The organism is Pseudomonas sp. RW10S2 (assembly GCF_014268985.1).
Classification (GTDB): domain Bacteria; phylum Pseudomonadota; class Gammaproteobacteria; order Pseudomonadales; family Pseudomonadaceae; genus Aquipseudomonas; species Aquipseudomonas wayambapalatensis.
Map to the genome: position 1 here is coordinate 1 of NZ_JABWRO010000001.1, position 25,654 is coordinate 25,654.

The following is a 25,654-nucleotide window of genomic DNA, read 5'->3' on the forward strand; positions in this document are numbered from 1 at the left end:
TGATGAGCAACTTGTTCGGAGTTTCCCTAAGGCCTGCTACGTTCACTTGCAGTCCGGAGTGCCCCATCACAATGGCTTTCAGGAATCGCCATTTATCGATCCTGCATCCTGCGCGGGGTATCGTGGACATTTCTGAGGCGTTCATTTTTGCTTTCACGCACCAGGAGTAACGCTCTAGAGGCATTTCAGAAGGTTCTTCGGTGAAATGGTGAAGATGGCTGGGAAGACGTCGACCTGATCAGTGCCGACTGGCATTACATGATCAGCGAAACGCGGTACCTAGACAAGAGCAAACACATCGTACCGCTGCCCGACCAGGCACTCCTGCTTCTACATGAACTGTACAAACACCGAATGGTGGATGAGACCGGCAACGGGATTTTGGGCAGGTCACGCAAGGGTTTCTTTTTGGTTGGCATACATGCACCTCTTACCCATGTTATGCCCGAACACAAAATTTCTGACACCATCCCGAGTATCAACGCTTTTCGTACAGAGCCTAGTGAATGTGCGCTGCGACGTCGAAAATCTCATATCTCCTATCGGTACTTGCCAAATGCCCACACCCCGCCGAGCAATCAATCAAGCGCTATGCCAACATATGCCCCCCTGACCCGTATCACAGGCTCACCCATGCTCTACGTTGTCATGCTCGGAGGAAGACATCCTCGGGCCAGCATCGAAGTCCACGACGTAGTCTTCGCCCACGCAGACTCGCTCGACCAGACCTACCCGCAGCTGCGCAGCGCCTGGTTCGGCAGCCTTAAAGGCTTGCACATCGATTCCTGGCTGGAAGTCCACGGTGTGGATGGCTATCGCGTCGAGCTCGGCCACGCCGCACCACCGCCCGGCGCCATGCGCTTGTTCTTGTTGAACCTGGGAGGCTACGCACCTGGCGTGTTTGGCGAGGATCATCGCTACTTGCTGGTAACGGCTCCCGACAAGGCTGCCGCCAAGCAGATTGGCAAGCAACGCATGGCAGCTGGTTGGCTGAAGCCGCATACCGACACAGTGGTGGATGTCGACGACTGCCTGCCGGTGGACCTGGTCGACGGCCGCTACGTGCACCTGGTCGAGGGCGAACATCGAGGCACGCTGCAGCGCAGCGACTACATCGTCATCTGAGCGACGGTGTCGACCGAAACGCTGACCGCTAACGTTGCTGGCGGCGCCTGCCCAGTTCGATCCAGACCGGCGCATGATCGCTGGCCTTGGCCTCGTTGCGTACCCAGGCATCCACACCCGCCCGCTTCAGAAAAGGGGCGAGGTCGGGATTGAGCAGCAAGTGGTCGATCCGCAGTCCGGCATTGCGCGCCCAGTGATTGCGAAAATAATCCCAAAACGTGTAGATGCGCTGCTCTGGGTACAGGTGGCGAACAGCATCGACCCAGCCCTGCGCCAGCAACTGTTCGAAGCACGCCCGTGACTCAGGTTGCAGCAGCGCGTCCTTGAGCCACGAGCGTGGGTTGTAGATATCCAGATCAGTCGGCACGACATTGAAATCGCCCGCCAGCACCGTGGGATGGCTGCTGCCATGCAGTGCCTGGGCATGCTTGATCAGGCACTCGAACCAGCGCAATTTGTACTCGAACTTCGGGCCGGGTTGCGGGTTGCCATTGGGCAGATACAGACAGCCCACCAGCACGCCATGCACCGCAGCTTCGAGATAGCGGCTCTGCTCGTCGTCCTCCACGCCGGGCAGCCCACGACGGACCTCCAGCGGTTCGCTATCGCGCGCCAGGATTGCAACGCCGTTCCAAGAGGGTTGCCCTTGGTAAAGGCAGCCATAACCCGCCGCTTCAAGCGCCTCGCGAGGAAACTGTTGATCGGCCGCCTTCAATTCCTGCAGACAGACGATGTCCGGTTGCTCCCGCGCCAGCCAGGCCAACAACGCGGGCAGGCGGCTGCGGATGCCATTGATATTGAAGGTGGCAATCTTCAGCGCTTTCATGCGTCAGGGTCGTTTACGTGGGCCTGGACGGCGTCTTCCAGTGCCCGGACATGGGCCTGATCGGCCAATGCCTTCAGCGCCAGCCAGTCATCCCAGTCGATGGCACCATCGTCACGCAGCGCCTCGGCGGTGCGAACCAGTTCATGGTGGTAGGCATCCGGCGACTCGCGCCGGTAACTGACGTCGTCGTACTGTGCGTACCAGGCTTCAAGTTCGGGAATGCTGCGTTCGATGCTCATGGTGGCGGCCTCGTTATACCTCTGCTTGTGAGAGCCTGACCTGCGCGCAATGTTCAACCGCAGTTGTCTACCCGCACAGCCCGTCTATTTATTGTCCATTGGTCTGCCTAGCAGGCCGCTGACGCATGGCATTGGAACTTCTCACCAGTGAAATGCAGGTGGCCGTTGGGTCGATGAAGAGGTCGTGGTGGACGGCAACCTGATCACCAGCCGTAAGCCTGACCATATACCCGCATTCAACGAACTATTGATCAAGGCCCTTGCTGGCTAGCGTCTCCTGACCGCTGGCGCTGGCCGAATGCAGACTATCCAAAGACTGAAGGTGCTGAGCTTGATGCTGCGGCGCATCTCGCCCGTTCAGCCAGCGGCAGGCTCTGGATACTCGAACCTCCAGGATCGATGCGTTCAGGCCAGTTGGATGTAGACCGAGTAGCTTCCCAGCAGCATCCAGAAAACCAGAAAGATCCACGGCGTGCGAAGCGAAAACAGCAGCGATTTTCGATGCCCTGCACGCGAGGTCTCTGCCTCGCAGAACAGCGGCGACTCGTCGTACGCCAGCCCCATCAACGGCTCGCTGCGCAGCAGGTGGCTTTGCTTGAGCTGCCAGTGATCGATGATGTTGTACGCAGCCCGTATGCCAGGCCAGGCGTTGAGCGAGCTCAATACCCCGAGCAAGGCGAGGAACGCCGGCACGATCAGGGTGAACATTTCGCCCCACCCTTGATTGAGGTTGCCCATGGAAGAGACGAACGCGATGACCAGGAACGATTGCGCCGCCAGGTAGGCATCCGTGCGATTGGCCAGGATGCTGGTTTCGTACTGGATCTCGCGACGGTAGAAGTCAAGACGCTCCTTGGGAGAGCCGAACATCCTGGCGTTGTGCTCGCTGATCTCGTGTTCAGGGGTCGCTGGGGTAATGATTCGAGGCATTCGCTGCTCCGGAAAGTGGGGTCCGAGCTACGAGATGAGCCAGGAGCTGAGTCCGGTAGAACAGGCGATGGGACCGAGAATTCCATGCAATTGACGACTCACCTGCGATTTCCCTGCTCCGCCCCAGAGGCTCGCAAACGTGGCGAGCCTCAACCCTTTCGGGTGGCAGTTTCAGCGTTTGTGCTGACCATGATCACGGGCCGTTTTTTGCGCCGTCGAGTCATGTGATGTACCGGTAGATCCGTCCGGACGATGGGCGTCGTTGTCTCGCTCCTCCTCCCCCTGAGTCCCGGTCTGCGCCCCCGGCTTTTTAGTCTGGGTCTCTTTCTTCATGCTGCTCTCCTCAGCTTGGCCTTTGAACAAGGGAAGCCAATCCGTGGGGCAAAGTTCCATGTTTGGAGCCTAGGCCGGCTTAACGCGCCAACATCCAGATCAGGATCAGGCGTTTGGGTCAAAGGTCAAGCGCGCCACGGTGCAACGCGCTCAGCCTGCGCGCAGCATCAACGCCTCCCTCGTCCAGCAGGCACAACGGGATTCCACTCAACGCGTGCAGCGAATCAGCCAACCGCTCGCCAACCAAGGCCAGCGGGCAGGCAATGTCCATCTGCAAGGTCCGCAAGCGCCTGGCCAAGGCGGTGCTTACCGGCGCCTGGACTTTTATCACCAGCGCCGCGGGCTGCATGGCCGTACACAATAACGGCAAGTCTTCCAACGACTGCCCGCAGCCCAGTACGTCGATGCGCTGTTGCTCGCTGCTCAACATCAGCCCAGCGCACAGTACCTCGAATTCGGCCTGCCCCTCGGTGCTTGCCAGCAGCACCCGCGGTGCGGGGATCTGATTCAAGTGCAGGCGCGCAAGCAAGCGGGCACGCAGGAACGTATCGAGAAACAGCCATTGGCTACGCTGGCCTGGAGCCGCTCCTGACGCCAACTCATACCAAACCGGCATCAGCACTTCACGCAGCACGGAGGTCTTGGGGAACAGAGTGAACAACTGGCCATGAATCCCCTCCAACGCCTGTGCATCGAATGCCTCGGATGCACGCACCACAGCGTCTCGCCATTCGTCGAAGGCCGAGGGCTGCTGCACTGGTGCCTCAGGCCGGCCGGCGAGCCTGTCGCCGACCTTGCTGATAGGCAGGCCGTTGGCAGTCCAGCGCAGGATGTCGCGTATGCGTTGCACATCCCGGGCGGTGTACAAGCGATGGCCGCCCTCGGTGCGCTGCGGGCGTATCAACCCATGGCGCCGCTCCCAGGCGCGCAACGTGACCGGATTGATGCCGGTCAAGCTGACCACATCGCGCATGGCTAGCAAATCGGGTGGGGTGGTGTCAGTCATAATCAGAGAATATCCGGTAGATCGAGCATTCTAAACTCATATGGACTTTCTGCGGCGAGCCTCCATGGTCCATCATGCAACCAACGGCGCCGAGGTCTTCCACATAGAAGCAATCTGCGCATCTCGCATATAAAACGCCTGTAGGTGGGCCCTATGATCCCCGCGAAACTCCTTCAACTGATGGTCGAGCATTCGAACGATGGCATCGTCGTTGCCGAGCAGGAGGGCGACGACAGCATCCTCATCTACGTCAACCCCGCCTTCGAGCGACTGACCGGCTATGCCGCCGACGACATCCTCTATCAGGATTGCCGTTTCCTGCAGGGCGAGAATCATGACCAGGAAGGCCTCGCTAGCATCCGCGCTGCGATCCGCGATGGCAGCCCCTGCCGTCAGGTACTGCGCAACTATCGCAAGGACGGAAGCCTGTTCTGGAACGAGCTGTCCATCACCCCCGTGTACAACGAGGCAGACCAGCTGACGTACTACATCGGCATCCAGCGCGATGTGACAGCACAGGTTTGCGCCGAGGAAAAGGTGCGCGAGCTGGAGGCTGAAGTGGCCCTGCTGCGCCGTCAGCTCGGGCAGGACGAGCGCTAAAAAATCAATACACAACCCTCAATCTGTATAGATTAATCCTTGGGCTTCAGCTATACCTGTACAACAAATATATTTTGTACAGGATTACCTGGAGCCCTGCATGTCTGCATACCTACAGCAATTCGCCGAGCGCTTCGCCAGTCTCGATGGGGCTAACCTCGACAGGCTGGAAAACCTGTACAGCGAGGACATTACTTTTCGCGACCCTCTGCACCACATACAGGGCCTGCAGGCGCTGCGAGCCTACTTCGAGCAGTTGTACGCCAACGCCAGCGATATCCGCTATGCCTTCATCAGCGCCGACGAGGTAAGCCCCGGTCAGGGCTACTTGCGCTGGACCCTGCAGTTCCGCCACCCACGCCTGGCCGGGGGTCGGCAGATCACGCTGCAAGGGTGCAGTTGCCTGCACTGGCGCGACCGTGTGCATTTTCACCAGGACTATTTCGACGCCGGCGCCCTCATCTACGAACACCTTCCGATCATGGGCGGCGCAATCCGCTGGCTCAAAGGCAGGCTGGCATGAGCCGCTGCTGGTTGACCGGCGCTAGCAGCGGTATCGGTGCCGAGCTCGCTCGCATCCTGCTGGAGCAAGGCCATCAAGTGGCCCTGGGCGCACGCCAGGCCAATCGCCTTGCACCCCTGGCCGAACAGTTTCCTGGGCAGGTACTGCTGGCCATCGGCGATCTTGACGACCCAGAGGATATCGCCGCGATCACCGCGCAGATCGAACAGGCCTGGGGAGGCCTGGACATGGTCATTCTCAATGCCGGCACCTGCGAATACCTGGAGCCGGGGCAGTTCGATCCGGCGCTGGTCGAGCGCGTGATGCGCACCAACCTGCTCAGTGTCGCCTATTGCCTGGCATCGGCACTGCCCCTGCTTCGCAAGGGCCAGCGCCCTCACCTGGTGGTGATGGGCAGCTCGGTGACCTGGCTGGCCTTGCCCCGCGCCGGTGCCTATGGCGCCTCCAAGGCTGCGGTGCGCTATTTGATGGAATCACAGCGGATCGACCTGGCCCGCGAGGGTATCGCAGTCACCTTGGTCAGCCCTGGCTTTGTCGACACACCTTTGACACGCCGCAACGACTTCCCCATGCCGCAGCTGTGGAGTGCGCAGCGCGCCGCCCGACACATCGCCAGACGCTTGCCCCACCGCCCCGTGGAAATCAACTTCCCCGGTCTTTTCACCTGTGTATTGCGCCTGCTCGGTGCGCTACCGGCGCGTCTGCGTCTGGCCCTGGGGCAACGCCTCGCCCGTCATGAACAGGAAGGTTGATTCATGCGTATAGCAATCATCGGCAGCGGCATCGCCGGGCTGACCTGCGCCCATCTGCTGTCGCGCAACCACCAGGTCACGGTTTTCGAAGCCGAGCGCTGGATCGGTGGCCACACACACACCCTCGATGTGGTCTGGAAGGGCCAGCGCCATGCAATAGACACCGGCTTCATCGTGTTCAACGACTGGACCTACCCCAACTTCATTCGGCTGCTCGACCAGCTCAAGGTCACCTCACAGCCCACCGAAATGAGTTTTTCCGTGCATGACCCGGCCACAGGCCTTGAGTACAACGGCCACGACCTGAACACACTGTTCGCACAACGCCGCAACCTGATCTCCCCAGGCTTCTGGGGAATGCTGCGGGATATTCTGCGCTTCAACCGCCAGGCACTGAGCGACCTGGACAGCCAGCGGATCGATGCCAACACCACGCTGGGTAGCTACCTTCAGGCGCAGAGCTATGGGCAGCGCTTCATCGACCACTATATCGTGCCGATGGGATCGGCCATCTGGTCGATGTCCCGCGCCGACATGCTCCACTTCCCCCTCGAGTTCTTCGTCCGCTTCTGTCGCAACCACGGCTTGCTGTCGGTCAACCACCGTCCACAGTGGCGGGTCATCAAAGGTGGTTCGAGCAGCTACATCGCACCACTGTGCCGCCCATTCGCTGACAGCATCCGCCTGGACTGCAAGGTTCACCGGGTCAGCCGCGACGAAGGTGGCGTGACCGTCGTGAGCGCAGCCGGCACCGAACGCTTCGACACCGTGGTGTTCGCCTGCCATAGCGACCAGGCCCTGGCCATGCTGGAAAGCCCCAGCACACAGGAACGTGCCGTGCTCGGGGCCATCGGCTACGCCAGCAACGATGTCGTACTGCACACCGACACCCGCCTGCTGCCGCGCCGCAAGCGCGCCTGGGCGAGCTGGAACTACCGCCTGGGTGGCCCACAGCAGGCTCCCGCCGCGCTGACCTACAACATGAACATCCTGCAAGGTATCCAGGCACCGACCACCTTCTGCGTGAGCCTCAACCAGACCGCATTGATAGACCCTGCGCAGGTGATTGCCCGCTTTCAGTACGCCCATCCGCAGTACAGCCTCGCCGCGTCCGCGGCGCAGGCTCGGCAGTCAGAGCTGCAAGGCCAGCAGCACAGCTACTTCTGTGGTGCCTACTGGGGAAATGGTTTTCACGAGGACGGTGTGGTCAGTGCGCTGAAGGTGGCCGCGCATTTCGGGGTGCAACTGTGAACAGCAGCCTCTGCCTGGGCTGGATCAGCCACCGTCGCTTGACGCCGCGCGCCCACGCGTTCCGCTATCGAACAGGCATGTTCTACCTGGATCTGGACGAGCAAACCTGGCTGATGAGCCTGTCACGCTGGCTAGGGCGCTGGCGCCTGGCACCGCTCAGCTTTCGCCAGACCGACTACCTGCCAGCGCTGACCCAGCAGGGACAGACGCTGGCACAGGCCGCGCGCTTGATCGTCCGCCAGGCCACGGGGCATATGCCCGAAGGCCCGGTCCACCTGCTCACGCAACTGCGCTGCTGGGGGCTGTCGTTCAACCCGGTGAGTTTCTATTTCTGCCATGACCGCGACGCGAACCTGGTGGCGATCCTGCTGGAAGTACGAAACACCCCCTGGCGTGAACGCTTCCACTACGTGCTGCCGGTGCACGACAACCTCGGCACACCCTTCACGGTGGCGAAGGCCTTCCACGTGTCGCCGTTCATGCCACTGGACATGGACTATCGCTTTCGCTTCTCCCTGGATGCGCAACATATACGTATCCATATGGAGAACCGGCAACACGAGCGCACGGTGTTCAAGGCAGACCTCGCCTTGCAGCGCCAGCCTTTGGACCGCGCCGGTCTGCATCGATACATCCTGGCCTTCCCGTGGATGAGCCTGCGCACCCTCTCGGCTATCTACTGGCAAGCACTGCGCCTGCTGTTCAAACGCACCCCCATCCATGACCACACTGCCCGCCAGAATCACTTGGCGCTCGGCCACTCCTGCGAGGACACGAATGATGTCGAATCACACCCTGAGCGTTAGCAAGTTCGCCGGCCTTGCGCCGTTGCTCGGCGGTCTGGCACGAAGCGCCGTGCTCGCCCAAATGGGCAAGCTGCGCCACGGTCACTTGCGCCTGCTGTGCCACGGCCAGCAGTGGAGTTTTGGCGATACCGAGAGCCCGTTGCAGGCCGAGGTGGAGGTGCTCGATGACGCCACCTGGAGCCTGATCGCCGGCAATGGCTCGATCGGTGCTGGCGAAGCCTACATCCACGGCTATTGGCGCAGCCCGGACCTTGCGCGGGTGACGCGCCTGTTCGTCGCCAACCTTGAAGTGCTCGACGCGCTCGAGGGCGGCCTGGCGCGCCTCGGCCGCCCTGCCCTGCGGCTGCTGCACCGGCTCAACCGCAATAGCAGGCGCGGTGCCCGACGCAACATTCTGGCGCACTACGACCTCGGCAACGCCCTGTTCGAGCGGCTGCTGGACCCCACCATGATGTATTCGGCAGCCCAGTTCGAGCATCCCGGGCAGACACTGGAACACGCTCAGGTGAACAAGCTGGAGCGCATCTGCCAGAAACTTGAGCTATGCCCTGACGATCACCTGCTGGAAATTGGCTGCGGTTGGGGCTCCCTGGCGATTCACGCCGCCACCCGATACGGCTGCAGGGTTACCACCACCACCCTCTCCGAAGCGCAGTACAGCCATACCCTGGACCGCGTTCGGGCGCTGGGCCTGGAGCAGCGCATAACGGTACTTCGCGAGGACTACCGCGACCTGGAAGGCCGTTTCGACAAACTGGTATCGATCGAGATGATCGAAGCGGTCGGCCATCGTTATCTGCCGGTGTACTTCCGCCAGTGTGCCGCGCTGCTCAAGCCCGATGGCCTGATGCTGCTGCAGGCCATCACCATTCGCGACCAACGCTACGACCAGGCACGGCGCTCGGTGGACTTCATCCAGCGCTACATTTTCCCCGGAGGCGCCCTGCCTTCGCTGAGCGTGATGCTCGACACTGCCAGCCGGCACACTGCGCTGAACCTTGTACATATGGAAGATTTCGGCCAGGACTACGCCCTCACCCTGCAGCATTGGCGGGAAAACCTGCGTCAGGCACGCACGGCGCTGGCCGACCTGGGCTACGACGACATGTTCCAGCGCCTGTGGGAATTCTACTTGTGCTACTGCCAAGGCGGCTTCGAGGAGCGCGCCATCGGCGTTGCCCACCTGCTGTTGGCCGCGCCCCAGGCACGTCGTGCGCCCTTGCCAGGCCATGCCTGATGCACGGAGGCAGGCTGGTCGCCAATGCCCTTTGGTTGCAGGTCGGCTGGTGGGCCTGCGTACTGGGTGCAGAACGGCCCTGGCTCTTGCTGCTGGTGATCCTCGGCCTGGGCGTGCACCTGCGCCTGAGCCGAGACGTCAGCGGCGAGTTCAAGGCGCTGTGGCGCGTTACCTTGGCCGGCTGCCTGCTCGATACGGTGCTGGGAGCGCTGGGGGTATTCGCGTTCGATGCCTGGCCGCTGCCACTGTGGCTCGCGCTGCTGTGGCTGGTGCTGGCCAGCGGCATGCGCCACAGCCTGGCATGGATCGCCAGGGACTGGCGGCTCGGTGCACTGCTGGGCGCAATCAGCGGCCCACTGGCTTACTTGGCGGGCGCCAGGCTGGCCGGGGTGGGATTGCCCTTGGGCACGCTGGAAACCGGCCTGCTACTGGCGCCCATCTGGGCCTTCACCTTGCCCCTGCTCTTGCGCCTGGCGGCGTGGCGCTGACCTGCGGCATCGCTCAGAGCAATAGCGCACCTGTTCCCAGCAGCGCGCCCAGCGCTTGCGCCAGTTGAACGGCAGGCCACAGACCACACAGATCTTGCTGGGCAACAGGCTCTTTTTCATATCGGCTGCCCGGCATCCAGTCGCGCCAACAATGACTGGCCGCGTTGCCATACGGCATCGCGACGGCTGGCCGACATGCCATCGAGCCCACGATAGGCCAGCGCCAGCCGCGGGTTAGCCGAAAGCACGGTGCGATGGCGAATGAGAAAATGCCAGTACAGGGCATTGAACGGGCAAGCATCCTCCTCGGTTACCTGGCCAACCCGGTAACTGCAAGACGCGCAATGGTCGGACATGCGCTGGATGTAACGACCACTCGCACAGTAGGGCTTGGACCCAAGGTAGCCACCGTCGGCATGCATCACCATGCCAAGCGTGTTGGGCAGCTCGACCCAGTCGAAAGCGTCCATGTAGACCGCCAGATACCACTCACAAATCGCCGTCGGCACGATACCGGCCAGTAAGGCGAAGTTTCCGGTCACCATCAGCCGCTGGATGTGGTGCGCGTAGCCCAGCCGCAAGGTCTGCCCGATGGCTTGCGCCATGCAGCGCATACGGGTTTGCCCGGTCCAGTAGAATTCCGGCAACGCCCGCTCGTTGCCCAGGTGATTGAGCCCGGCGTACTCCGGCATGCGCAGCCAATAGATCCCGCGCACATACTCGCGCCAGCCTATCAGTTGGCGGATGAAGCCTTCGGCTGCATTGAGCGGCACTCGCCGCTCGCGCCACGCCCTGTCGACGTCTTCACACAGGCTACGCACATCCAGAAGCCCGATGTTGAGCGCTGCACTGATACGTGCATGAAACAGATACGGCTCGCCCTCGGCCATCGCATCCTGGTAGTCCCCGAAAGCCGCCAGGCCAAACTCTAGAAAGTGTTGCCAGAGCTGCTGGGCCTGGGCATGGGTTACTGGATAGTCGAAGCCGTCGGTGGCCCCGTAGTGGTCGCTGAAGCGCTGACCTACCAGCGCCTGCACCGCTGCTGTGATCTCGTCCTGCGCAAAATGCGCAGCGAATGGGCCACGTAGCTGACGCGGCAACGGCTTGCGATTGTCGGCATCGAAATTCCAGGCTCCACCTGCCGGGCTGCCATCGAGCTCCATCAGCAGGCCGGTGCGCTTGCGCATGCCACGGTAGAAGTGCTCCATGCGCAGTTGGCGCCGCTCAGCGGCCCAGCGCCCAAAGGCTTCGCGCGAGCACAGAAAACGCCGGTCACGGTGCCACACCAGCGGCAACCCGGCATCACGCAATGCCTGCTCCAGACGCCACTCGCCGCACTCGGTCAGGTGGATCTGCGTGGCGCCCAAGGCCTGTTGCCAGCGACACAACTCGCCAACGATGCTGCCGCTGTTGCCTGCAGCATCGAGCTCGACATAGTGCACTTGCCAACCCCGCTCGCGCAGGCACCGAGCGAAGTGCCGCATGGCGCTGAAAATCAGAACGATCTTCAGTGGATGGTGCGGCACGTACCGGGCCTCACCCTCCACCTCCGCCATCAAGATAGCGTCACGGGCAGGATCGAGAGCGCTCAGGCTCGCCAGGTCGAACGACAGCTGGTCACCCAGCACCAGGCCCAGGCGCATCGTTTCGCCTACCACTGGCTGGCGAGCGTTATCGGGGCGCGCAGTGGTTCGATGGGGCCGTCACGTTGGCCGCACATCTCATCATGTACCACGTGCTGCACCAGCGTGCAGGGCACGGCTGGCAGGCCCGTCAGCAACTGGCGTAGCTCGGTGGTGGAGCGCACGCGCAGGGGCTGCCCATGGGCATCGTTGAGAGTCACGGGGCCAGCGTCGGTCAAGGCACGCAGGAGGTAGAAGCCGCCTTCCAGCGACAGCAGTTCCAGCGCCTTCGCTTCGCCGGTCGAGACCCATTGAAACAGCGTGACCAGGTTCACGGCGTACTCTCCGGGAGGCGGCGGAAGAACAGGGTGATCTGGCCGATTTCCACGCCCAGCTTGCTCATACTCGAGCGATTGATCAGGGTGTCGTCATCCATCAGGTACATCCAGTCGTCCAGGTCCACTTGCCAGTTACGCCCATCGACAGGCAGGTCAAGCTGATAACGCCAGCGCAACGCGTTACCCGCCACTTCCCCCCTCGCCTCGCCAATGACGTCCCCCGCCGTTCCGCGCCAGCGGCCAGGGCCGTCGGGCACCAACCGCCAGGTGCGTTCCTGACGGGTGCCATCGCTGTACAGAAAATGTTCTTCGAGGATCAGATGCTCACCTTCACGACGGCTATCGATGCGCACATGAAAGCGCTTGATTACCTCACCGGAGCGCTTCTGGAAAATCCCCCAGGCCTGTACCGGCCGCGAGAAGAACGCCACCAGGTCGAGCTTGGGCTGCTCCTGGGCATAGCGTTCGACCCCGACATTGCCACAGCTGCCCAGAAGCAGACACAACGCCAGCAACAGTGCTTTGTACATATTCAGCGTCCTCGTTCACTGCCAGCCAGCCCGAGCAGGCGCTGACGCAGTTGTGGATCCCTGGCACGTGGATCGAGCCAGATGGCAAAGAACGCCCGGGCAAAGGCCGGGTCAGTGATTTCGCGGCTCAATTCACCGTCGACGTAAAAGCGGCAACCCTGCCCCGGCAGGTACAAGCCTGTAATTCGCATCCCGGGGCGCACGTCCACGAATGCCGCTTCAAGCGCCTGGGTCCAAGCCGGGCGTTGCTGCGGCGCAATGCCGCCAGCGTTGAGACGATGCATTTCCTCGAGGCTGGCCTGTACCAGCGTGTCCTTGGACAACGACCGGTGATAGAGAAGCTCGAGGGCGAACGGCTGGTTCCAGTCCAGCGCCGGCGCCAGCGTCCATAGCTGGGCGGTGTAAAGACGCAGGCCGAACCAAGTGAACTCACCCGCACCCAACCGCTGCGCACCGGGCAACTGCGAGCGCCAGTCCGCCGTCGCCGAAAACGCAACGATCAGCAGGCAAAGGCACGTCCAACGAGCACGGTGAACCATATTGACCTCAAGCGCGGCCCAATACTGTACAAAGATAGCATGATGTACAGATATTTTATTGACATGTACAGTTTTTTGCCATTCGCCTCCAAGCCACGGGCACAGTCGTTGGTCGCAGCCGAAATCGAAAAGAGCTGCCGGTCGAGCTATCCGCTCAAAACGTTCGCACTTATTTGCCTGCGCGGTGGTCATAGGTCTGAATACCACCTCGGCTACCGGAGCTCCCATGCCCATGACCCGCGCCTGCCAACAGCTCGCTCTGGAGCAGAATCGCCGGCTGTTCGCCAGCGCCTATGAACTCGACCGCGCAGCCTTTGCCCTACTCGAAGGCGTCGGGCTCGACGCCTTCGACTTCGGCCATTACCAGGAGCTGCGGCGCAAGGCAGCCGAGCGTTATCAGGAGGCCATCGAGCATCTGGCCCTCCTTGAGGGCAACCGCTCATCGCCAAAGTGAGCGCCAGCCTATAATCTGCGCCCAGTGCCCGGCGATTCGCCCCAGGCCATTTCCAGGTCCGAACAAGGCTGATGCCATGAAGTCGTCCAGCAAACCGTCCCTCGCCTCGCCGCACAATCCGGCGCTCAGCCCCAGCCATCTGGGTTTCCCCGTGGTCGGCATCGGCGCCTCGGCCGGCGGCCTGGAAGCGATCCGCCGGTTCTTCCGGCACGCCCCGGACGACTCCGGCATGGCGTTCGTTGTCGTCCTGCACCTCTCCCCCCATCACCAGAGCCAGGCTGACCGGATCATCCAGGCGGTCACCCGCATGCCGGTACGCCAGGTCAGCGAGCCGGTGCCGATCGAACGCAACCATGTCTACGTGATCTCGCCAGCCAATCGCCTCTCGACCAACGACGGCTACCTGCGGGTCAGCCCAGCCAAGCGCGGCCGCGGCGATCATGTGGCCATCGACCTGTTCTTTCGCGACCTGGCCGACGTGCACAAGGACCATGCATTCTGCGTGGTGCTCTCGGGAACCGGCAGCGACGGCGCCGTAGGCCTGTCGCGCATCAAGGAACAAGGTGGCGTGACCCTGGTGCAGGCACCCGATGATGCCGAGTACCCCGACATGCCCCGTGCGGCGCTGGCCACCGGCATGGTTGACCTGCTGCTGCCAGTAGCTGAAATGCCTGCGCGCCTGGTCGAGTTGTGGCGCACGGCGCGGCAGGTGAAACTGCCGGAAATCGAAGACGACAGCCTGCCGCCGCCATTGGGAGAGCGCGAGGGTGATCCGGCGGCGAGCGACCCGCTGCTGGATGAGATCCTGCTGACGCTGCAAGGCGAGACCGGACACGACTTCAGCCACTACAAGCGCGCCACCGTACTGCGCCGCCTGGAACGCCGCCTGCATGTCACCGGCCAGACAGAGCTGGCCGGCTATCTCGACTTCCTGCAGCACCACCCTGAGGAGTCGCGGGCACTGCTGGCCGACATGCTGATCGGAGTGACCAACTTCTTCCGCGATCGCGAGGCGTTCGAGGCGTTGCAGCGCCATGTGATGCCGGGCCTGGTCAACAAGGATGCCAGTGAAGAGTCCGCGCACGAGGTACGCCTCTGGTCAGCAGGCTGCTCCACCGGCGAGGAGGCCTATAGCCTGGCGATGCTGGTGACCGAGCAGTTGGCGGTGGAACAGCGCAGCGCCCAAGTACAGGTATTCGCCACCGACCTCGACGAACGCGCCATCAACATCGGTCGCGCCGGCCGGTATCCGGACGCCATCGCCACCGACGTGTCGGCGGCACGCCTGCGCCAGTTCTTCATCAAGGAGGACCAGCACTTGCGGGTGCGCAAGGAAATCAGGGAAAAGGTCCTGTTCGCCCGTCACAACCTGCTGTCCGATCCGCCATTCTCCCAGCTCGACCTGATCGTCTGCCGCAACCTGCTGATCTACCTGGACCGCGAGGTGCAGCGCGATATCCTGCGCCTGTTCCATTTCGCCCTGCGTCCAGGCGGCCATCTGTTCCTTGGCAGCTCCGAGTCGACGGACCTTGCGGCCGACCTGTTCGTCGCCGTGGACAAACGCAACCGCATCTTCCGCGCCCGGGAAGTGCAGACCACCAGCCATCCGCCGCGCCTGCAGGCCCCGGAGCCTGCGCTCGCACCACCGGCCCGCGCACGCAGCAGTCGCCGCTTGTCCTACGCCGAGATCCATCACCGCGCCCTCGCCCGCTGCACGCCGCCCAGCCTGGTGATCGATACCGAGGGCAATATCCTGCACATGAGTGAAGGTGTCGGGCGCTTCCTGCACCACGCCGGTGGCGAGCTCAGCCACAACCTGCTCAGCCTGATCATCGCGCCGTTGCGACCGGCCTTGCGCAGTACCTTGCTGCAGGCGCAAGGCAGCGGCCAGGCGGTGACCTCGCGCAGTGTCTCGGTCAGCCTCGACGAACATCCCACGGCCGTGCAAATCCTGGTGCAGCCGCACCAGGACGACCCCAGTGGCACCGACTGCCTGCTGGTGGTGTTCCAGGCGATCGAAGTCGACAGCAGCGCCAGTACCAGCGCCCCCGTCGAGCAGACCGAAGGCATGGTGTTGAGCAACCTGGAGCGCGAACTGCATCGCACGCGGCTGCAACTGCAGGAGACCATTGAGCAATCGGAGTTTTCCAGCCAGGAGTTGACTGCCTCCAACGAGGAAATGCAAGCGATCAACGAGGAGCTGCGTTCGGCCAGCGAGGAACTGGAAACCAGCAAGGAAGAGCTGCAGTCGATCAACGAAGAATTGCTGACGGTCAACTACGAGCTCAAGACCAAGGTCGAGGAGACCGACAAGGTCAACGACTACCTCAGCAACCTGATCGCCTCGACCGACATCGCCACGGTCTTCGTCGACCGCAACCTGTGCATCCGCTGGTTCACGCCCCGCGCCGCGGACATCTTCAGCATGCTGCCGGTGGACACCGGGCGCTCGCTACTCGATATCACCCATCGTCTCGACTACCCTGGCCTGGCCGACGACGCCCGTGCGGTGGTCGAGCGCGAGACCACTATCGAACGCGAGGTGGTCGGCCACAACCAGCACTGGTACCTGGCCCGCTTGCTGCCCTACCGGGCCAGCGAGCGCAATGTCGATGGCACCGTACTGACCTTCATCGACATCAGCCAGAGCCGCGCCGCGGAGGAACGCTTGCGCCAGGGCGAGGAACGCATGCGTCTGGTAGCGGAAAGCACCCATGACTTCGCCATCATCCTGCTTGATGAACAAGGCCTGATCACTGACTGGAATACCGGTGCCGCGCTGATTTTCGGCTATGGCAAGGACGAAGTCCTCGGCCACCACTACCAACTGATCTTCACCGAGCAGGACCAGGCCAGCGGTGTGCCAGAGCGCGAGCTGCGCAGCGCCCGCCTCCATGGCCGCGGCCAGGACGAGCGCTGGCACGTGCGCAAGGATGGCAGCCGCTTCTACTGCAGCGGCGAAGTGTCCCGCCTCAAGGGCAGCAGCCTGCGCGGCTACGTGAAGATCGCCCGCGACCTCACCGGCCACAAGCGCCTGCACGACGAACAGAGCAAGCAACTGGCCGAGTCGCAGAGCAGCAGCCACATGAAGGACGAGTTCTTCGCCGTCATGTCCCACGAACTCAAGCACCCGCTGAACCTGATCCAGCTCAACGCCGAGATCCTGCGGCGCTCGCCCTCGGTGAAGTCCGCCAGCGCCGCCAGCAAGGCGGTCGGGATCATCTGTGATGCGGTATCCAGTCAGGCACGAATCATCGACGACCTGCTCGATGTCGCCCGCATCCGCACCGGCAAGCTCAAGCTCAAGACCGAGGTGATCGACCTGTGCGCAGTGCTGCAGGGGATCCATGCGGTGGTGCTCAACGAGCAGCATACTTGCACCGTGCGCCTGGTGTTGCCGGCCGATGGCGCGCCCGTTCACGTCGAGGCCGATGGCACGCGGCTCGAGCAGATCATCTGGAACCTCCTGAACAACGCCTTGAAGTTCAGCCCCGCAGGCACCGAGATTCGCGTGGTGCTCGCCAGGCGAGACAGCCAGGCCCAGCTAGAGGTGATCGACCAGGGCGTGGGGCTGACCGAGGATAGCCTCGAGAGCGTTTTCGAGCTGTTCACCCAGGCCGCACCGCAGTTGTCCGGCAACAGCCGCGAAGGGCTGGGTATCGGCCTGTCGCTGGTGCGCCAGTTGGTCGAGGCCCATGGCGGGACGGTCGCGGCGTATTCTGCGGGGCTTGGTTGCGGCACCACCTTCACCGTCTCCCTACCGTTGTGCGCGCCCGAGCGCCAGGCCACGCCAGATGCTCCCGAGCAGGCCAGCGACGGACGCCTGGATGGTATCAAGGTGCTGCTGGTAGACGACTCGAAGGAAATCCTCGAGGTCATGCAGCAGTTGCTGGAGATGGAAGGTGCGAACGTCGAGGCCTACAGCGACCCGCAAGCAGCGCTCGAGGCCGCCGCCGACGGACGCTACGAGATCATCCTGTCCGATATCGGCATGCCGGTAATGGACGGTCATGCCCTGATCAAGGCGCTACGGGGCCTGGAACACCTGCGCTACACACCGGCCATTGCCCTGACCGGCTACGGCGCCAGCGCCGACCAGTACCGCTCACGCCAGTCGGGCTTCGACCGCCACCTGAACAAACCGGTGGGCTATGACGACCTGGTCGAGGCCATAGAGACACTGTGCGGGTCGGTGCCCTATTGAACGGGCTCAGCACCGCTGAAGGCCACTCCCTGCACTGCTGTTGTTCACCCGCTAAATGTTTGTCCGGCGGTCCTTCAGGCAACTGGTCTGGAAATCCGAGAATCTTTGCAGTGCGATGACTCGCGCCCTGGTCACAACTGAACACAGGCGTTCCTGTGTTCGACCAGAGGTACACCCTCATGGTTGATAAAAGCGACTGACCTACCTGCCCAGGAGACCGACCATGAGCGACCCCAATCATCCAGATCCTTATGTCGATGAAGTCCCACACGATCCCGGCGAGAAGATACCTGCGCCCGATCCCCAACAAGAGGCACCCGAATGGCCGGAAGGCCAGGTCGCCCCAGAAGAGCAATCCGCCGGCTGAAGGCCCGGCGCTTTCCAGGTAGCGCCACTCGTCAATCCTGCTGAACCCTCTCGATCCGCCACGGGTCGCTACTGATGAGTACATCAATACAGGGGGCTGTGGTGAGCGAGATCCGCATTGGCATTTCCGGTTGGCGCTATGGCCCATGGCGCAAGGACTTCTACCCCAAGGGGCTGCGCCAGGACGACGAGCTGGCGTTTGCCTCGCGGGCGGTCAACAGCATCGAGATCAATGGCTCGTTCTACGCGCTGCAGACTCCGGAACGCTACGACCGCTGGCGTGACGAGACGCCAGAGGATTTCGTGTTCTCGGTCAAGGCCCCACGCTATATCACCCATGTGCGCAGGCTTCGCGAGATCGACGAAGCGCTGGCCAACTTCTTCGCGTCGGGCCCGCTGCTGCTGGGTGACAAACTTGGGCCTTTCCTCTGGCAGTTTCCCCCTAACCTGAAATTCGACGTGCAGCGCTTCAGCGACTTTCTGGCCAAGCTCCCGCATGACCGCTCTGCCGCCCGCCGCCTTGCCCGCCAGGCCGCCGAGCGCCTGCAAGGCAACGGGGGGGCGACCGTCAAGGGCAACTCACGCCTGCGCCACGCCGTGGAAATCCGCCACCCCAGTTTCCTCTGCGATACCTTCATCGACCTGCTGCGCAAACACAAGGTCGCCCTGGTGGTCGCCGACAGCGCGGGCAAATGGCCCTATGTCGAGGAAGTCACGGCCGATTTCATGTACCTGCGCCTGCATGGCGATGTCGAGCTCTACAGCAGCGGCTATACCGCCAGCGCGCTGCGCCGCTGGCGTATGCGTATCCAGGCCTGGGCTGCGGGCGGCCAGCCGGAGGATGCCCAGCGCGTCGTGCGCCGCGCCCCGGCAAAGCGCGCTTCCCGTGACGTGTACTGCTACTTCGACAATGACCAGAAAGTGCATGCCCCGTACGATGCCCGTCGCCTGCTTGGCAAGCTCGGCCTTGACGGCGAATTGGTGACAGAGCCCGGCGTCGATCCGCAGGAGCCGCTATGAACGGAACTTTGCCCGCCCCCCGCTGCATCATCGACAAGGTGACTGCCGTGCACCGCCTGACGGTGCTGACCCTCAACGTGCACAAGGGTTTCACCCTGTTCAACCGCCGTTTCATCCTGCCGGAGCTGCGTGAGGCGGTACGCGCTACCGGGGCCGACCTGGTGTTCCTGCAGGAGGTACACGGCAGCCATCAGCAGCATGCCGAGCGCCACCCGACCTGGCCGACGGCACCTCAGTACGAATTCCTCGCCGACAGCATGTGGCCGCAGTTCGCCTACGGACGCAACGCGGTCTATCCCCATGGCGACCATGGCAACGCCCTGCTGTCCAAGTTTCCGATCCGCGCCCACGACAACCTTGACGTCACGATCCACGGCAACGAAGAACGCGGCCTGCTGCATTGCCAGCTCGAAGTGCCCGGCCATGAGCAGGTGCACGCGATCTGCGTGCACCTGGGTCTGCGCGAAGAGCACCGCCAGCGGCAAGTCGGCCTGCTGCTGGCGTTGCTCGACAGCCTGCCGTCGGGCGAGCCGGTCATCGTCGCTGGCGACTTCAACGACTGGCGTCTGAAAGCAGATGTGCGCCTCTCGAGGCATCTGGTCGATGCCTTCGGCAAGCCGGCGCGCAGCTTTCCCGCCCGCCTGCCGCTGCTGCGCCTGGATCGCATCTACCTTCGCAACGCACAGGCCGGCGAAGCCCGGGTGCTGTCCAGATACCCGTGGACGCACCTCTCCGACCACGCCCCGCTGGTAGCGCAGGTGACGCTATGAAGCTGTCCTGGAGCGACGGCAACCACGTCCAGTTGCTGATCAACGGCGAGCAGTACTATCCACGCGTGTTCGAGGCCATGGCCCAGGCTCGCGAGGAGATTCTCCTGGAAACCTTCATCATCTACGACGACAAGGTCGGGCAGCCCTTGCGCCAGGCCCTGATCGACGCCGCACGGCGTGGGGTAAGGGTCGAGGTGGCCGTGGACGGTTACGGCACCGCCGACCTGCCCGACGAGTTCATCGCCTCGATGACTGCGGCCGGGGTCCGTTTCCATTCGTTCGATCCGCAACCACGGCTGGCCGGCATGCGCACCAACCTGTTCCGTCGCCTGCACCGCAAGATCCTGGTGATCGACGGACAGCGCGCGTTCATCGGCGGTCTCAATTACAGCGCCGATCACCTTGGCGATTTCGGCCCGCAGGCCAAGCAGGACTATGCCGTGGAGGTCGTCGGCCCCGTGGTGGGCCAGCTTCACGCGTCCTCTTGCCGATTGCTCGCCCCCGTGCTGGACGCCGCCAGTCGAATCCAACCGAACGGTATCGCTGCAGGCCCGGCCAGTGCCGTGCTGGTGGAACGCGACAACCGGCGCCATCGCAACGATATCGAAGTCTGCTACCTGCAGGCCTTCCGTAAAGCCAGGCAGCGTATCGTCGTGGCCAACGCCTACTTCTTCCCCGGCTACCGCCTGCTGCGCGAGCTGCGCAACGCCGCTCGGCGCGGGGTCGAGGTAACCCTGATCCTCCAGGGGCAGCCAGACATGCGCTGGGTCCGCACACTCTCCCGGCTGCTCTACAACTACCTGTTGCGCGACGATGTGCGCATCCACGAATACTGCCAGCGCCCGCTGCACGGCAAGGTGGCGTTGGTGGACGACGACTGGTCCACGGTGGGGTCGAGCAACCTCGACCCGCTGAGCCTGTCGTTCAACCTCGAAGCCAACCTGCTGATCCGCGACCGTGCGTTCAACGATCTGCTCTACCAGCACTTGAGCGCACTGACCCGCGAGCAGTGCAAGGCCGTGACGCTGGAGCGCATGGTGCGTGGCTACTGGTGGCGCGCCCCGTTGGTCTTCCTGGGCTTCCACATCACCCGCTATTTCCCGCGCATCGCTGGCTGGTTTCCGGCACACCGGCAACGCCTGCAGTCGCTGCAAAGCGAAAGCGAGGCTCCGGCCGACTACCAAGAGGGCAAGACCTGATGGCCACGGCACGCTGGAAGACCTGGGGCAAACGCCTGCTGACCGTGCTGTTCCTGGTGTTGATCCCGGTACTGCTGTTCACCCTGGCGCGCAACCTGGACTGGAACGAAGTCAGCCAGTCGCTACGGGCCTACCGGCCCTCGACCCTGGTGCTGGGGTTGCTGCTGGCTCTGTGCAGCTACCTGGTGTTCGCCAGCTACGACCTGCTCGCCCGCGCCTATACCGGACACCGCCTGCCGGCCCGGCAGGTACTGCCGGTAGCATTCGTCTGCTATGCATTCAACCTCAATTTCACCACCTGGGTCGGTGGCGTAGCCCTGCGTTACCGCCTGTACGGCAGGCTGGGCCTGGACACCCCGACCATCACCCGCATCCTCACCCTGGGGCTGCTGACCAACTGGATGGGCTACCTGCTGTTGGCCGGCATCGTATTCGCCTTGGGCTTGGTCAAGCTGCCGCAGAGCTGGACGGTAGGCGCTGGCGGCCTGCGCCTGATCGGCGTCCTGATGATCGTGGTCGCGTTGGCCTATCTGTTCGCCTGCGCCTTCGCCAAGCGGCGCACGTGGGACCTGCGCGGGCATGAAGTCACCCTGCCGAGCCTGCGCCTGGCGTTGTGCCAAGTGGCCCTGGGCGCAAGCAACTGGGCGCTGATGGCGGCGTTGATCCATCTGCTGCTGCCACCGGAGCTGTTCTATCCCTCGGTGCTGGGTGTGTTGCTGATCAGTTGCGTGGCGGGCGTGGTCGCCCATATACCCGCCGGGCTCGGCGTGCTGGAGGCCGTGTTCCTCGCCCTGCTTCACGGCCAGCTCGGCCAGGGCACGCTGGTGGCCGCACTGCTGGGCTATCGAACGTTGTACTACCTGATCCCGCTGCTGTTGGCGGTGGTCACCTACCTGATCCTCGAAAAACGCGCCAAGGCCTTGCGCCGACAGGCCGGGCCAGCCCTCGACAAGCGCTGATGGGCAAGGCGCGGAGCGATTGCGAACGCAGCCACGGTGCCTGGCCGCCCCATTGACGCACAGGAGAACTGTCCAACTTTTCGGGGGCAGTCCATCCCTGTGGGAGCAGGCCTGCCCGCGAAGAAAGACGCCGCAATCTCAAGGATTGCTCACCACTGCCAGCCAATCGGCAAAGCGCTCCACCTTCGACAACCCGCGCTTGTCACCCGGCACCTCCATCCAGTAGCCATAAGGCCCGATCACCTCCACCGGGGTGATCGGCAGCAGGCTGCCGCTGGCCAGCTCACGCTCGATCATCTGTCGGTCGATCACCGCCAGGCCGCCGCCGGCCAGGGCGGTGTGGATCACCTGGTCGAGGGTGCCGAACTCGATGCCGCAGTCGGCATCGACATCGCTGCGCCCTGTGGCCGCCAGCCAGTTCTCCCACACCCGCAGGCGGCGGCCTTCGTGGAGGATGTGCAGCAGCGGGTGATCGCGCAGACAAGGCTCACGGCCATCCTGGAACAGCTCGGGGCTGGCCACGGCGATGTGCCGTTCCATCACCAGCAAACGGCGATTACCCGTGCCCTCGCCTTCACGGCTGAACAGGATGCGGCAGTCGAGTTCGCCGGGGTGCTCGTCATCACGCTGGCTGGTGACGCTGAGGCTGATGTCCGGGTAGCGCTGCATGAAGCCGCGCAGGCGTGGCGATAGCCAGCGGGTGGCCCAGGTCGGTGGCGCAAGGATACGCAGGCGCTGGCGCAGATTGGGCACGCGCACCGCCTCCAGCGCCCGCTCGATGCGATCGAACGCCTCGCCCAGGTGCGGGGCCAGTGCGTTGCCTGCCTCGGTCAGGGTCAGGCCACGCGGGCCGCGGACGAACAGCACGACGCCCAGGTAATCCTCCAACTGCTTGATCTGTCGGCTGATGGCGCCCTGGGTGACGTTCAGCGCATCGGCGGCGCGATTGAAGCTGCGGTGGCGAGCAACTTCCTCGAAGACCTTGAGCATGTTCAAAGGCGGCAGGGTGCGCATGGTGGGGCTCTGCTGATCGTTGTTTTTGTAGGGCGATTCTACAGGGGCGCGACTGCCTGCAAACATGCGTTTTTCTCGGGTTACCGCTGCGTAATGCTCGTTTGTGCCGGGGCACGGGCGTTGGATAGGGTCGCCCCAATCGCGGGCTTGTCCCGCGATTGGGCCGCACAGCGGCCCCGATAACGACAAGAAACCACCAAAGGTGCCCCCACCCATGCCCGCACTTCCGTTGCGTCACACCCTGCTTCCCGTCCTGCTGACCCTCAGCGCCGCAGCCCAGGCTGTGCCGATCACCGAGAACCTCGACGTCGGCGGCGCGATCCGCGCACGCTTCGACCACGACCCGGACCGCAAGATCGACAAGGCCGGCCTGGACACCATCATGCTGCGCGCCAACTACGACTCGGACAGCTGGATCGGCGCGGTGCGCTATCGCTTCTATGGCAAGGCCTACCCCTACCAGTACACCGACAAGGTCGGCGATATCCAGTTCGCCGAGTACGCCTGGGTCGGCTACAAGTTCGACGAGAACCGCCAGGTCCAGGTCGGCCTGAACAAGATCCCCTTCGGCCTGCAGCCGTATTTCGGCAGCACCTTCTACGAGACCCTGGGCAACGTGATCGGGCTTGAGGACGTCGAGGCGGTAGGCGCCAAGTACATCCACCAGCAAGGCGACTGGAACCTGCAACTGGGTCTCTACGGACGCCCCGCCTGGCCTGGCCGCGGCACCAGCAACGGCACCACCTACTCCAGCGTGGTGACCTCGGCCGACGACTATGTCGCCAACGGCAGCCGCAACCAGGAGCGGCAGATCGCCGTCGCTCGCCTGGCGCGCTCGTTCAAGCTCGGCGACTGGCAATCGGAGGCCGGCATCTCGGGCCTGACCTCGCGCCTGGAAAACCGCGACACCCACGACGACGGCCGACGCAACGTGATCGGCGTGCACTACCTGGGCAAGAACGGCCCCTGGGGCGTGCAGATGCTTGCCGCGCGCCAGCAGATGTCGCCACGCAACCCGGACAACAGCGAGCGAGTGACCTTCGGTGGCTACGACGGCACCTACAACGTCGCCAGTCGCGGTAACCTGTACGTCGGCGACCTCAGCTACAGCGTGCCCGGCACCTTTCTCGGCGACTGGATCAGCGGAGTCACGCTGTATGGCAACTACAGCCGCTTCGACAAGTCTGCATCCGGCTTCGACAGTTCCGAACGCTTCATCCTCGGCACCTCGTTCTCGGTGCGCAGCTTCTACATCGCGGTGGAGTGGCTGAACGGGCGCAACGATCCGTACATCGGCGGCAGCAGCTACACCGAAAGCCTCGCCCAGGGCGGCACCGACCATTGGGAGAACCAGCTGTACATGAACATCGGCTATTACTTCTGAAAACCCCGGGCCGCTGTGCGGCCCCACTCCCACCAGGAGACACGGCGAGTGAAACGCAAGATCCCGGCACTCAACGCCCTCAAAGCCTTCGAGGTGGCCGGCAGCACCGGCAGCTTCACCCGCGCCGCCGAACTGCTCAACGTCACCCAAAGCGCCGTCAGCCGCCAGGTGCGCCAGCTCGAGGAACAGCTTGGCGAATCGCTGTTGCAGCGCCGCCACCATCACCTGCAGCTCACCGATGCCGGGCGTACGCTACTCAATGCCCTGCAGCAATCGTTCGACCGTATCGAGCTGACCGTACGCGGCATCCAGCAACGCCAGCACCCCACGCGCATCCGTCTCAACGCCCCGCCAACCTTCGCCAGCCGCTGGCTGCTGCCGCGTCTTGGGCGCCTGCGCGAGGCGTGTCCGGGGCTCGAAGTGACACTCACCACCCAACTGCAGGACAACCTCGCGGAAATCGCCACGCTCGACTGCGCGATCCGTTTCGGCAATGGCGAATGGGACGGCCTGGACAGTTCGCTGCTGATGCACGAACGGCACATCGCGGTGTGTTCGCCGTCGCTGCTGGCCCAGCAGGAGGAGCGCCGGGTCGACCTGCATCACATGCCCCTGCTGCACGTGCTGGCCCGCGAGGACCAGCGCTTCCTGACCTGGCGCCACTGGCTGGACGCTGCCAGGATCCAGGGTGTGGACCTGCGTGGCGGCTATGAATTCGACCTGCTGGACATGGCCATCCGCGCCGCCATCGACGGGCTCGGCATCACCATCGCCGACCGGCAGATGGTCGCCAGGGAGCTGGCTGCCGGGCAACTGGTGCAGGTGCTGGATGTGCAGGTCGACGGCCACCAGTCGTACTGGTTCGTGACCCGACCGGACCAGCAATTGCCCGCGCATGTGGAGCAGTTTCGCGAGTGGCTGATGCAGGAGGTGTGGCTGGCCGAGCGCAACCTGGGTGGGCCATCGGAGGTGGCGGCCTGCGAATAGCCGGCGCCATCGCGGGGTAAGTCGGGGGCAGCTCATTTTCTTGTAGGAGCAACTGTCTTGCCCTCCCATTCACGCATTGGAATGGTGGATGGCTGTAGATCCCCAGGTGAGGGCTTCGCCCTCATTTCGCGGGACAAGCCCGCTCCCACAGG

28 protein-coding genes and 2 pseudogenes are annotated in these 25,654 nt (G+C 63.4%); 19 read left to right on the forward strand and 11 right to left on the reverse strand.

All coding sequences use genetic code 11. From position 1 onward, the window contains the following. Window positions 1–219: 219 nt before the first annotated feature. Both HU729_RS25680 and HU729_RS00005 read left to right on the forward strand, forming a co-directional pair. A pseudogene (locus HU729_RS25680) lies at window positions 220–378 on the forward strand (integrase); the annotation flags it as partial. A gap of 255 nt (window positions 379–633) precedes the next feature. Continuing rightward, a complete protein-coding gene (locus HU729_RS00005; protein WP_186707694.1) occupies window positions 634–1,125 on the forward strand; it encodes a DUF1543 domain-containing protein in 492 nt (163 codons plus the stop codon). Window positions 1,126–1,153: 28 nt separating this feature from the next. On the opposite strand, the gene xth is transcribed toward HU729_RS00005, so the two are convergent. After that, window positions 1,154–1,951 (reverse strand): exodeoxyribonuclease III, encoded by a 798-nt coding sequence (gene xth / locus HU729_RS00010; protein WP_186707696.1) that lies wholly within the window; start codon window positions 1,949–1,951, stop codon window positions 1,154–1,156. Next, entirely contained in the window at window positions 1,948–2,190 is a 243-nt protein-coding gene (locus HU729_RS00015) for a hypothetical protein (protein WP_054894654.1), read from the reverse strand. Before HU729_RS00015 ends, xth begins: the two co-directional genes overlap by 4 nt. 151 nt (window positions 2,191–2,341) lie before the next feature. Between HU729_RS00015 and HU729_RS00020 the strand changes: the two are divergent. Beyond that, window positions 2,342–2,461 (forward strand): annotated as a pseudogene (locus tag HU729_RS00020) (DJ-1/PfpI family protein); the annotation flags it as partial. A gap of 134 nt (window positions 2,462–2,595) precedes the next feature. Here HU729_RS00020 and HU729_RS00025 read toward each other — a convergent pair. From HU729_RS00025 to HU729_RS00035, 3 genes are all read right to left on the reverse strand, one after another. Next, window positions 2,596–3,120 (reverse strand): hypothetical protein, encoded by a 525-nt coding sequence (locus HU729_RS00025; RefSeq protein ID WP_186664180.1) that lies wholly within the window; start codon window positions 3,118–3,120, stop codon window positions 2,596–2,598. A 171-nt stretch (window positions 3,121–3,291) separates the two neighbouring features. Further along, a complete protein-coding gene (locus HU729_RS00030; protein ID WP_186707698.1) occupies window positions 3,292–3,453 on the reverse strand; it encodes a hypothetical protein in 162 nt (53 codons plus the stop codon). A 118-nt stretch (window positions 3,454–3,571) separates the two neighbouring features. Further along, the gene (locus tag HU729_RS00035; protein WP_186707700.1) at window positions 3,572–4,459 is read right to left on the reverse strand and encodes a MerR family transcriptional regulator; all 888 of its coding nucleotides are present in this window, start codon (window positions 4,457–4,459) and stop codon (window positions 3,572–3,574) included. Between the two features lie 153 nt (window positions 4,460–4,612). On the opposite strand from HU729_RS00035, the gene HU729_RS00040 reads away from it, so the two are divergent. The 7 genes from HU729_RS00040 (at window position 4,613) to HU729_RS00070 (ending at window position 10,116) form a co-directional block, all read left to right on the forward strand. Beyond that, a complete protein-coding gene (locus tag HU729_RS00040) occupies window positions 4,613–5,059 on the forward strand; it encodes a PAS domain-containing protein (protein ID WP_186707702.1) in 447 nt (148 codons plus the stop codon). Window positions 5,060–5,159: 100 nt separating this feature from the next. After that, window positions 5,160–5,582 (forward strand): nuclear transport factor 2 family protein, encoded by a 423-nt coding sequence (locus HU729_RS00045; protein ID WP_186707704.1) that lies wholly within the window; start codon window positions 5,160–5,162, stop codon window positions 5,580–5,582. Beyond that, window positions 5,579–6,334 (forward strand): SDR family NAD(P)-dependent oxidoreductase, encoded by a 756-nt coding sequence (locus tag HU729_RS00050; protein WP_186707706.1) that lies wholly within the window; start codon window positions 5,579–5,581, stop codon window positions 6,332–6,334. The genes HU729_RS00045 and HU729_RS00050 overlap by 4 nt, the downstream gene beginning before the upstream one ends. 3 nt (window positions 6,335–6,337) lie before the next feature. Continuing rightward, window positions 6,338–7,585: an FAD-dependent oxidoreductase gene (locus HU729_RS00055; protein ID WP_186707708.1), complete on the forward strand. Its 1,248-nt coding sequence runs from the start codon at window positions 6,338–6,340 to the stop codon at window positions 7,583–7,585. Then, entirely contained in the window at window positions 7,582–8,391 is an 810-nt protein-coding gene (locus tag HU729_RS00060) for a DUF1365 family protein (protein WP_186707710.1), read from the forward strand. Before HU729_RS00055 ends, HU729_RS00060 begins: the two co-directional genes overlap by 4 nt. Then, window positions 8,366–9,628, forward strand: a complete 1,263-nt coding sequence (locus tag HU729_RS00065) for a cyclopropane-fatty-acyl-phospholipid synthase family protein (RefSeq protein ID WP_186664167.1) — start codon at window positions 8,366–8,368, stop codon at window positions 9,626–9,628. The genes HU729_RS00060 and HU729_RS00065 overlap by 26 nt, the downstream gene beginning before the upstream one ends. Beyond that, window positions 9,628–10,116, forward strand: a complete 489-nt coding sequence (locus tag HU729_RS00070; RefSeq protein WP_186707712.1) for a DUF2878 domain-containing protein — start codon at window positions 9,628–9,630, stop codon at window positions 10,114–10,116. The genes HU729_RS00065 and HU729_RS00070 overlap by 1 nt, the downstream gene beginning before the upstream one ends. Here the strand turns inward: HU729_RS00070 and HU729_RS00075 are convergent. From HU729_RS00075 to HU729_RS00095, 5 genes are read right to left on the reverse strand one after another with little or no spacing between them, the layout of a single operon-like run. Beyond that, window positions 10,054–10,236, reverse strand: a complete 183-nt coding sequence (locus HU729_RS00075) for a DUF2256 domain-containing protein (protein ID WP_186664163.1) — start codon at window positions 10,234–10,236, stop codon at window positions 10,054–10,056. The two genes, HU729_RS00070 and HU729_RS00075, sit on opposite strands and share 63 nt — an antisense overlap. Further along, entirely contained in the window at window positions 10,233–11,759 is a 1,527-nt protein-coding gene (locus HU729_RS00080) for a cryptochrome/photolyase family protein (RefSeq protein ID WP_186664161.1), read from the reverse strand. Before HU729_RS00080 ends, HU729_RS00075 begins: the two co-directional genes overlap by 4 nt. Before the next feature lie 8 nt (window positions 11,760–11,767). Beyond that, window positions 11,768–12,073 carry a DUF6482 family protein gene (locus HU729_RS00085; RefSeq protein WP_186707714.1) on the reverse strand — a complete coding sequence of 102 codons (306 nt, stop codon included), beginning with the start codon at window positions 12,071–12,073 and terminating at the stop codon, window positions 11,768–11,770. Next, entirely contained in the window at window positions 12,070–12,606 is a 537-nt protein-coding gene (locus HU729_RS00090) for a DUF3833 domain-containing protein (protein WP_186707716.1), read from the reverse strand. The genes HU729_RS00085 and HU729_RS00090 overlap by 4 nt, the downstream gene beginning before the upstream one ends. A gap of 2 nt (window positions 12,607–12,608) precedes the next feature. Continuing rightward, complete coding sequence (locus HU729_RS00095) at window positions 12,609–13,145, reverse strand: chalcone isomerase family protein (protein ID WP_186664155.1); 537 nt, start codon at window positions 13,143–13,145, stop codon at window positions 12,609–12,611. A gap of 226 nt (window positions 13,146–13,371) precedes the next feature. Here HU729_RS00095 and HU729_RS00100 point away from each other — a divergent pair, with 226 nt between their 5' ends. The 7 genes from HU729_RS00100 (at window position 13,372) to HU729_RS00130 (ending at window position 22,117) form a co-directional block, all read left to right on the forward strand. Next, on the forward strand, window positions 13,372–13,599 hold the full coding sequence (locus tag HU729_RS00100; protein WP_186664153.1) for a hypothetical protein: 228 nt from the start codon (window positions 13,372–13,374) through the stop codon (window positions 13,597–13,599). 76 nt (window positions 13,600–13,675) lie between these two features. After that, window positions 13,676–17,803 (forward strand): CheR family methyltransferase, encoded by a 4,128-nt coding sequence (locus HU729_RS00105; RefSeq protein WP_186707718.1) that lies wholly within the window; start codon window positions 13,676–13,678, stop codon window positions 17,801–17,803. A gap of 223 nt (window positions 17,804–18,026) precedes the next feature. Then, window positions 18,027–18,170 (forward strand): hypothetical protein, encoded by a 144-nt coding sequence (locus HU729_RS00110; RefSeq protein WP_186707720.1) that lies wholly within the window; start codon window positions 18,027–18,029, stop codon window positions 18,168–18,170. Window positions 18,171–18,244: 74 nt separating this feature from the next. Next, window positions 18,245–19,189 carry a DUF72 domain-containing protein gene (locus tag HU729_RS00115; RefSeq protein ID WP_189657653.1) on the forward strand — a complete coding sequence of 315 codons (945 nt, stop codon included), beginning with the start codon at window positions 18,245–18,247 and terminating at the stop codon, window positions 19,187–19,189. Then, window positions 19,186–19,959, forward strand: a complete 774-nt coding sequence (locus HU729_RS00120) for an endonuclease/exonuclease/phosphatase family protein (RefSeq protein ID WP_186707721.1) — start codon at window positions 19,186–19,188, stop codon at window positions 19,957–19,959. The genes HU729_RS00115 and HU729_RS00120 overlap by 4 nt, the downstream gene beginning before the upstream one ends. Further along, entirely contained in the window at window positions 19,956–21,158 is a 1,203-nt protein-coding gene (gene clsB, locus HU729_RS00125; protein ID WP_186707723.1) for a cardiolipin synthase ClsB, read from the forward strand. The genes HU729_RS00120 and clsB overlap by 4 nt, the downstream gene beginning before the upstream one ends. Continuing rightward, window positions 21,158–22,117, forward strand: coding sequence for a lysylphosphatidylglycerol synthase domain-containing protein (locus HU729_RS00130; RefSeq protein ID WP_186707725.1), 960 nt, complete (start codon window positions 21,158–21,160; stop codon window positions 22,115–22,117). The genes clsB and HU729_RS00130 overlap by 1 nt, the downstream gene beginning before the upstream one ends. Before the next feature lie 138 nt (window positions 22,118–22,255). On the opposite strand, the gene HU729_RS00135 is transcribed toward HU729_RS00130, so the two are convergent. Next, entirely contained in the window at window positions 22,256–23,131 is an 876-nt protein-coding gene (locus tag HU729_RS00135; RefSeq protein ID WP_186664141.1) for a LysR substrate-binding domain-containing protein, read from the reverse strand. 214 nt (window positions 23,132–23,345) lie between these two features. Between HU729_RS00135 and HU729_RS00140 the strand changes: the two genes are divergently transcribed. Both HU729_RS00140 and HU729_RS00145 read left to right on the forward strand, forming a co-directional pair. Then, window positions 23,346–24,515 carry a porin gene (locus HU729_RS00140; protein ID WP_186707727.1) on the forward strand — a complete coding sequence of 390 codons (1,170 nt, stop codon included), beginning with the start codon at window positions 23,346–23,348 and terminating at the stop codon, window positions 24,513–24,515. A 48-nt stretch (window positions 24,516–24,563) separates the two neighbouring features. Next, entirely contained in the window at window positions 24,564–25,502 is a 939-nt protein-coding gene (locus HU729_RS00145; RefSeq protein WP_186664137.1) for a LysR substrate-binding domain-containing protein, read from the forward strand. The last annotated feature ends 152 nt before the right edge of the window (window positions 25,503–25,654 follow it).

What these genes read in the sequence shown, in the direction of transcription:
- HU729_RS00030 (WP_186707698.1), bottom strand. Translation starts at nt 3,453, where the DNA reads ATGAAGAAAGAGACCCAGACTAAAAAGCCGGGGGCGCAGACCGGGACT.
- HU729_RS00120 (WP_186707721.1), top strand. Translation starts at nt 19,186, where the DNA reads ATGAACGGAACTTTGCCCGCCCCCCGCTGCATCATCGACAAGGTGACT.
- HU729_RS00040 (WP_186707702.1), top strand. Translation starts at nt 4,613, where the DNA reads ATGATCCCCGCGAAACTCCTTCAACTGATGGTCGAGCATTCGAACGAT.
- HU729_RS00130 (WP_186707725.1), top strand. Translation starts at nt 21,158, where the DNA reads ATGGCCACGGCACGCTGGAAGACCTGGGGCAAACGCCTGCTGACCGTG.
- HU729_RS00005 (WP_186707694.1), top strand. Translation starts at nt 634, where the DNA reads ATGCTCTACGTTGTCATGCTCGGAGGAAGACATCCTCGGGCCAGCATC.
- HU729_RS00075 (WP_186664163.1), bottom strand. Translation starts at nt 10,236, where the DNA reads ATGAAAAAGAGCCTGTTGCCCAGCAAGATCTGTGTGGTCTGTGGCCTG.
- HU729_RS00105 (WP_186707718.1), top strand. Translation starts at nt 13,676, where the DNA reads ATGAAGTCGTCCAGCAAACCGTCCCTCGCCTCGCCGCACAATCCGGCG.
- clsB (WP_186707723.1), top strand. Translation starts at nt 19,956, where the DNA reads ATGAAGCTGTCCTGGAGCGACGGCAACCACGTCCAGTTGCTGATCAAC.
- HU729_RS00135 (WP_186664141.1), bottom strand. Translation starts at nt 23,131, where the DNA reads ATGCGCACCCTGCCGCCTTTGAACATGCTCAAGGTCTTCGAGGAAGTT.
- HU729_RS00080 (WP_186664161.1), bottom strand. Translation starts at nt 11,759, where the DNA reads ATGCGCCTGGGCCTGGTGCTGGGTGACCAGCTGTCGTTCGACCTGGCG.
- HU729_RS00140 (WP_186707727.1), top strand. Translation starts at nt 23,346, where the DNA reads ATGCCCGCACTTCCGTTGCGTCACACCCTGCTTCCCGTCCTGCTGACC.
- HU729_RS00090 (WP_186707716.1), bottom strand. Translation starts at nt 12,606, where the DNA reads ATGTACAAAGCACTGTTGCTGGCGTTGTGTCTGCTTCTGGGCAGCTGT.
- HU729_RS00065 (WP_186664167.1), top strand. Translation starts at nt 8,366, where the DNA reads ATGTCGAATCACACCCTGAGCGTTAGCAAGTTCGCCGGCCTTGCGCCG.
- HU729_RS00045 (WP_186707704.1), top strand. Translation starts at nt 5,160, where the DNA reads ATGTCTGCATACCTACAGCAATTCGCCGAGCGCTTCGCCAGTCTCGAT.
- HU729_RS00100 (WP_186664153.1), top strand. Translation starts at nt 13,372, where the DNA reads ATGCCCATGACCCGCGCCTGCCAACAGCTCGCTCTGGAGCAGAATCGC.
- HU729_RS00015 (WP_054894654.1), bottom strand. Translation starts at nt 2,190, where the DNA reads ATGAGCATCGAACGCAGCATTCCCGAACTTGAAGCCTGGTACGCACAG.
- HU729_RS00050 (WP_186707706.1), top strand. Translation starts at nt 5,579, where the DNA reads ATGAGCCGCTGCTGGTTGACCGGCGCTAGCAGCGGTATCGGTGCCGAG.
- HU729_RS00055 (WP_186707708.1), top strand. Translation starts at nt 6,338, where the DNA reads ATGCGTATAGCAATCATCGGCAGCGGCATCGCCGGGCTGACCTGCGCC.
- HU729_RS00035 (WP_186707700.1), bottom strand. Translation starts at nt 4,459, where the DNA reads ATGACTGACACCACCCCACCCGATTTGCTAGCCATGCGCGATGTGGTC.
- HU729_RS00095 (WP_186664155.1), bottom strand. Translation starts at nt 13,145, where the DNA reads ATGGTTCACCGTGCTCGTTGGACGTGCCTTTGCCTGCTGATCGTTGCG.
- HU729_RS00070 (WP_186707712.1), top strand. Translation starts at nt 9,628, where the DNA reads ATGCACGGAGGCAGGCTGGTCGCCAATGCCCTTTGGTTGCAGGTCGGC.
- HU729_RS00025 (WP_186664180.1), bottom strand. Translation starts at nt 3,120, where the DNA reads ATGCCTCGAATCATTACCCCAGCGACCCCTGAACACGAGATCAGCGAG.
- HU729_RS00115 (WP_189657653.1), top strand. Translation starts at nt 18,245, where the DNA reads ATGAGTACATCAATACAGGGGGCTGTGGTGAGCGAGATCCGCATTGGC.
- HU729_RS00110 (WP_186707720.1), top strand. Translation starts at nt 18,027, where the DNA reads ATGAGCGACCCCAATCATCCAGATCCTTATGTCGATGAAGTCCCACAC.
- xth (WP_186707696.1), bottom strand. Translation starts at nt 1,951, where the DNA reads ATGAAAGCGCTGAAGATTGCCACCTTCAATATCAATGGCATCCGCAGC.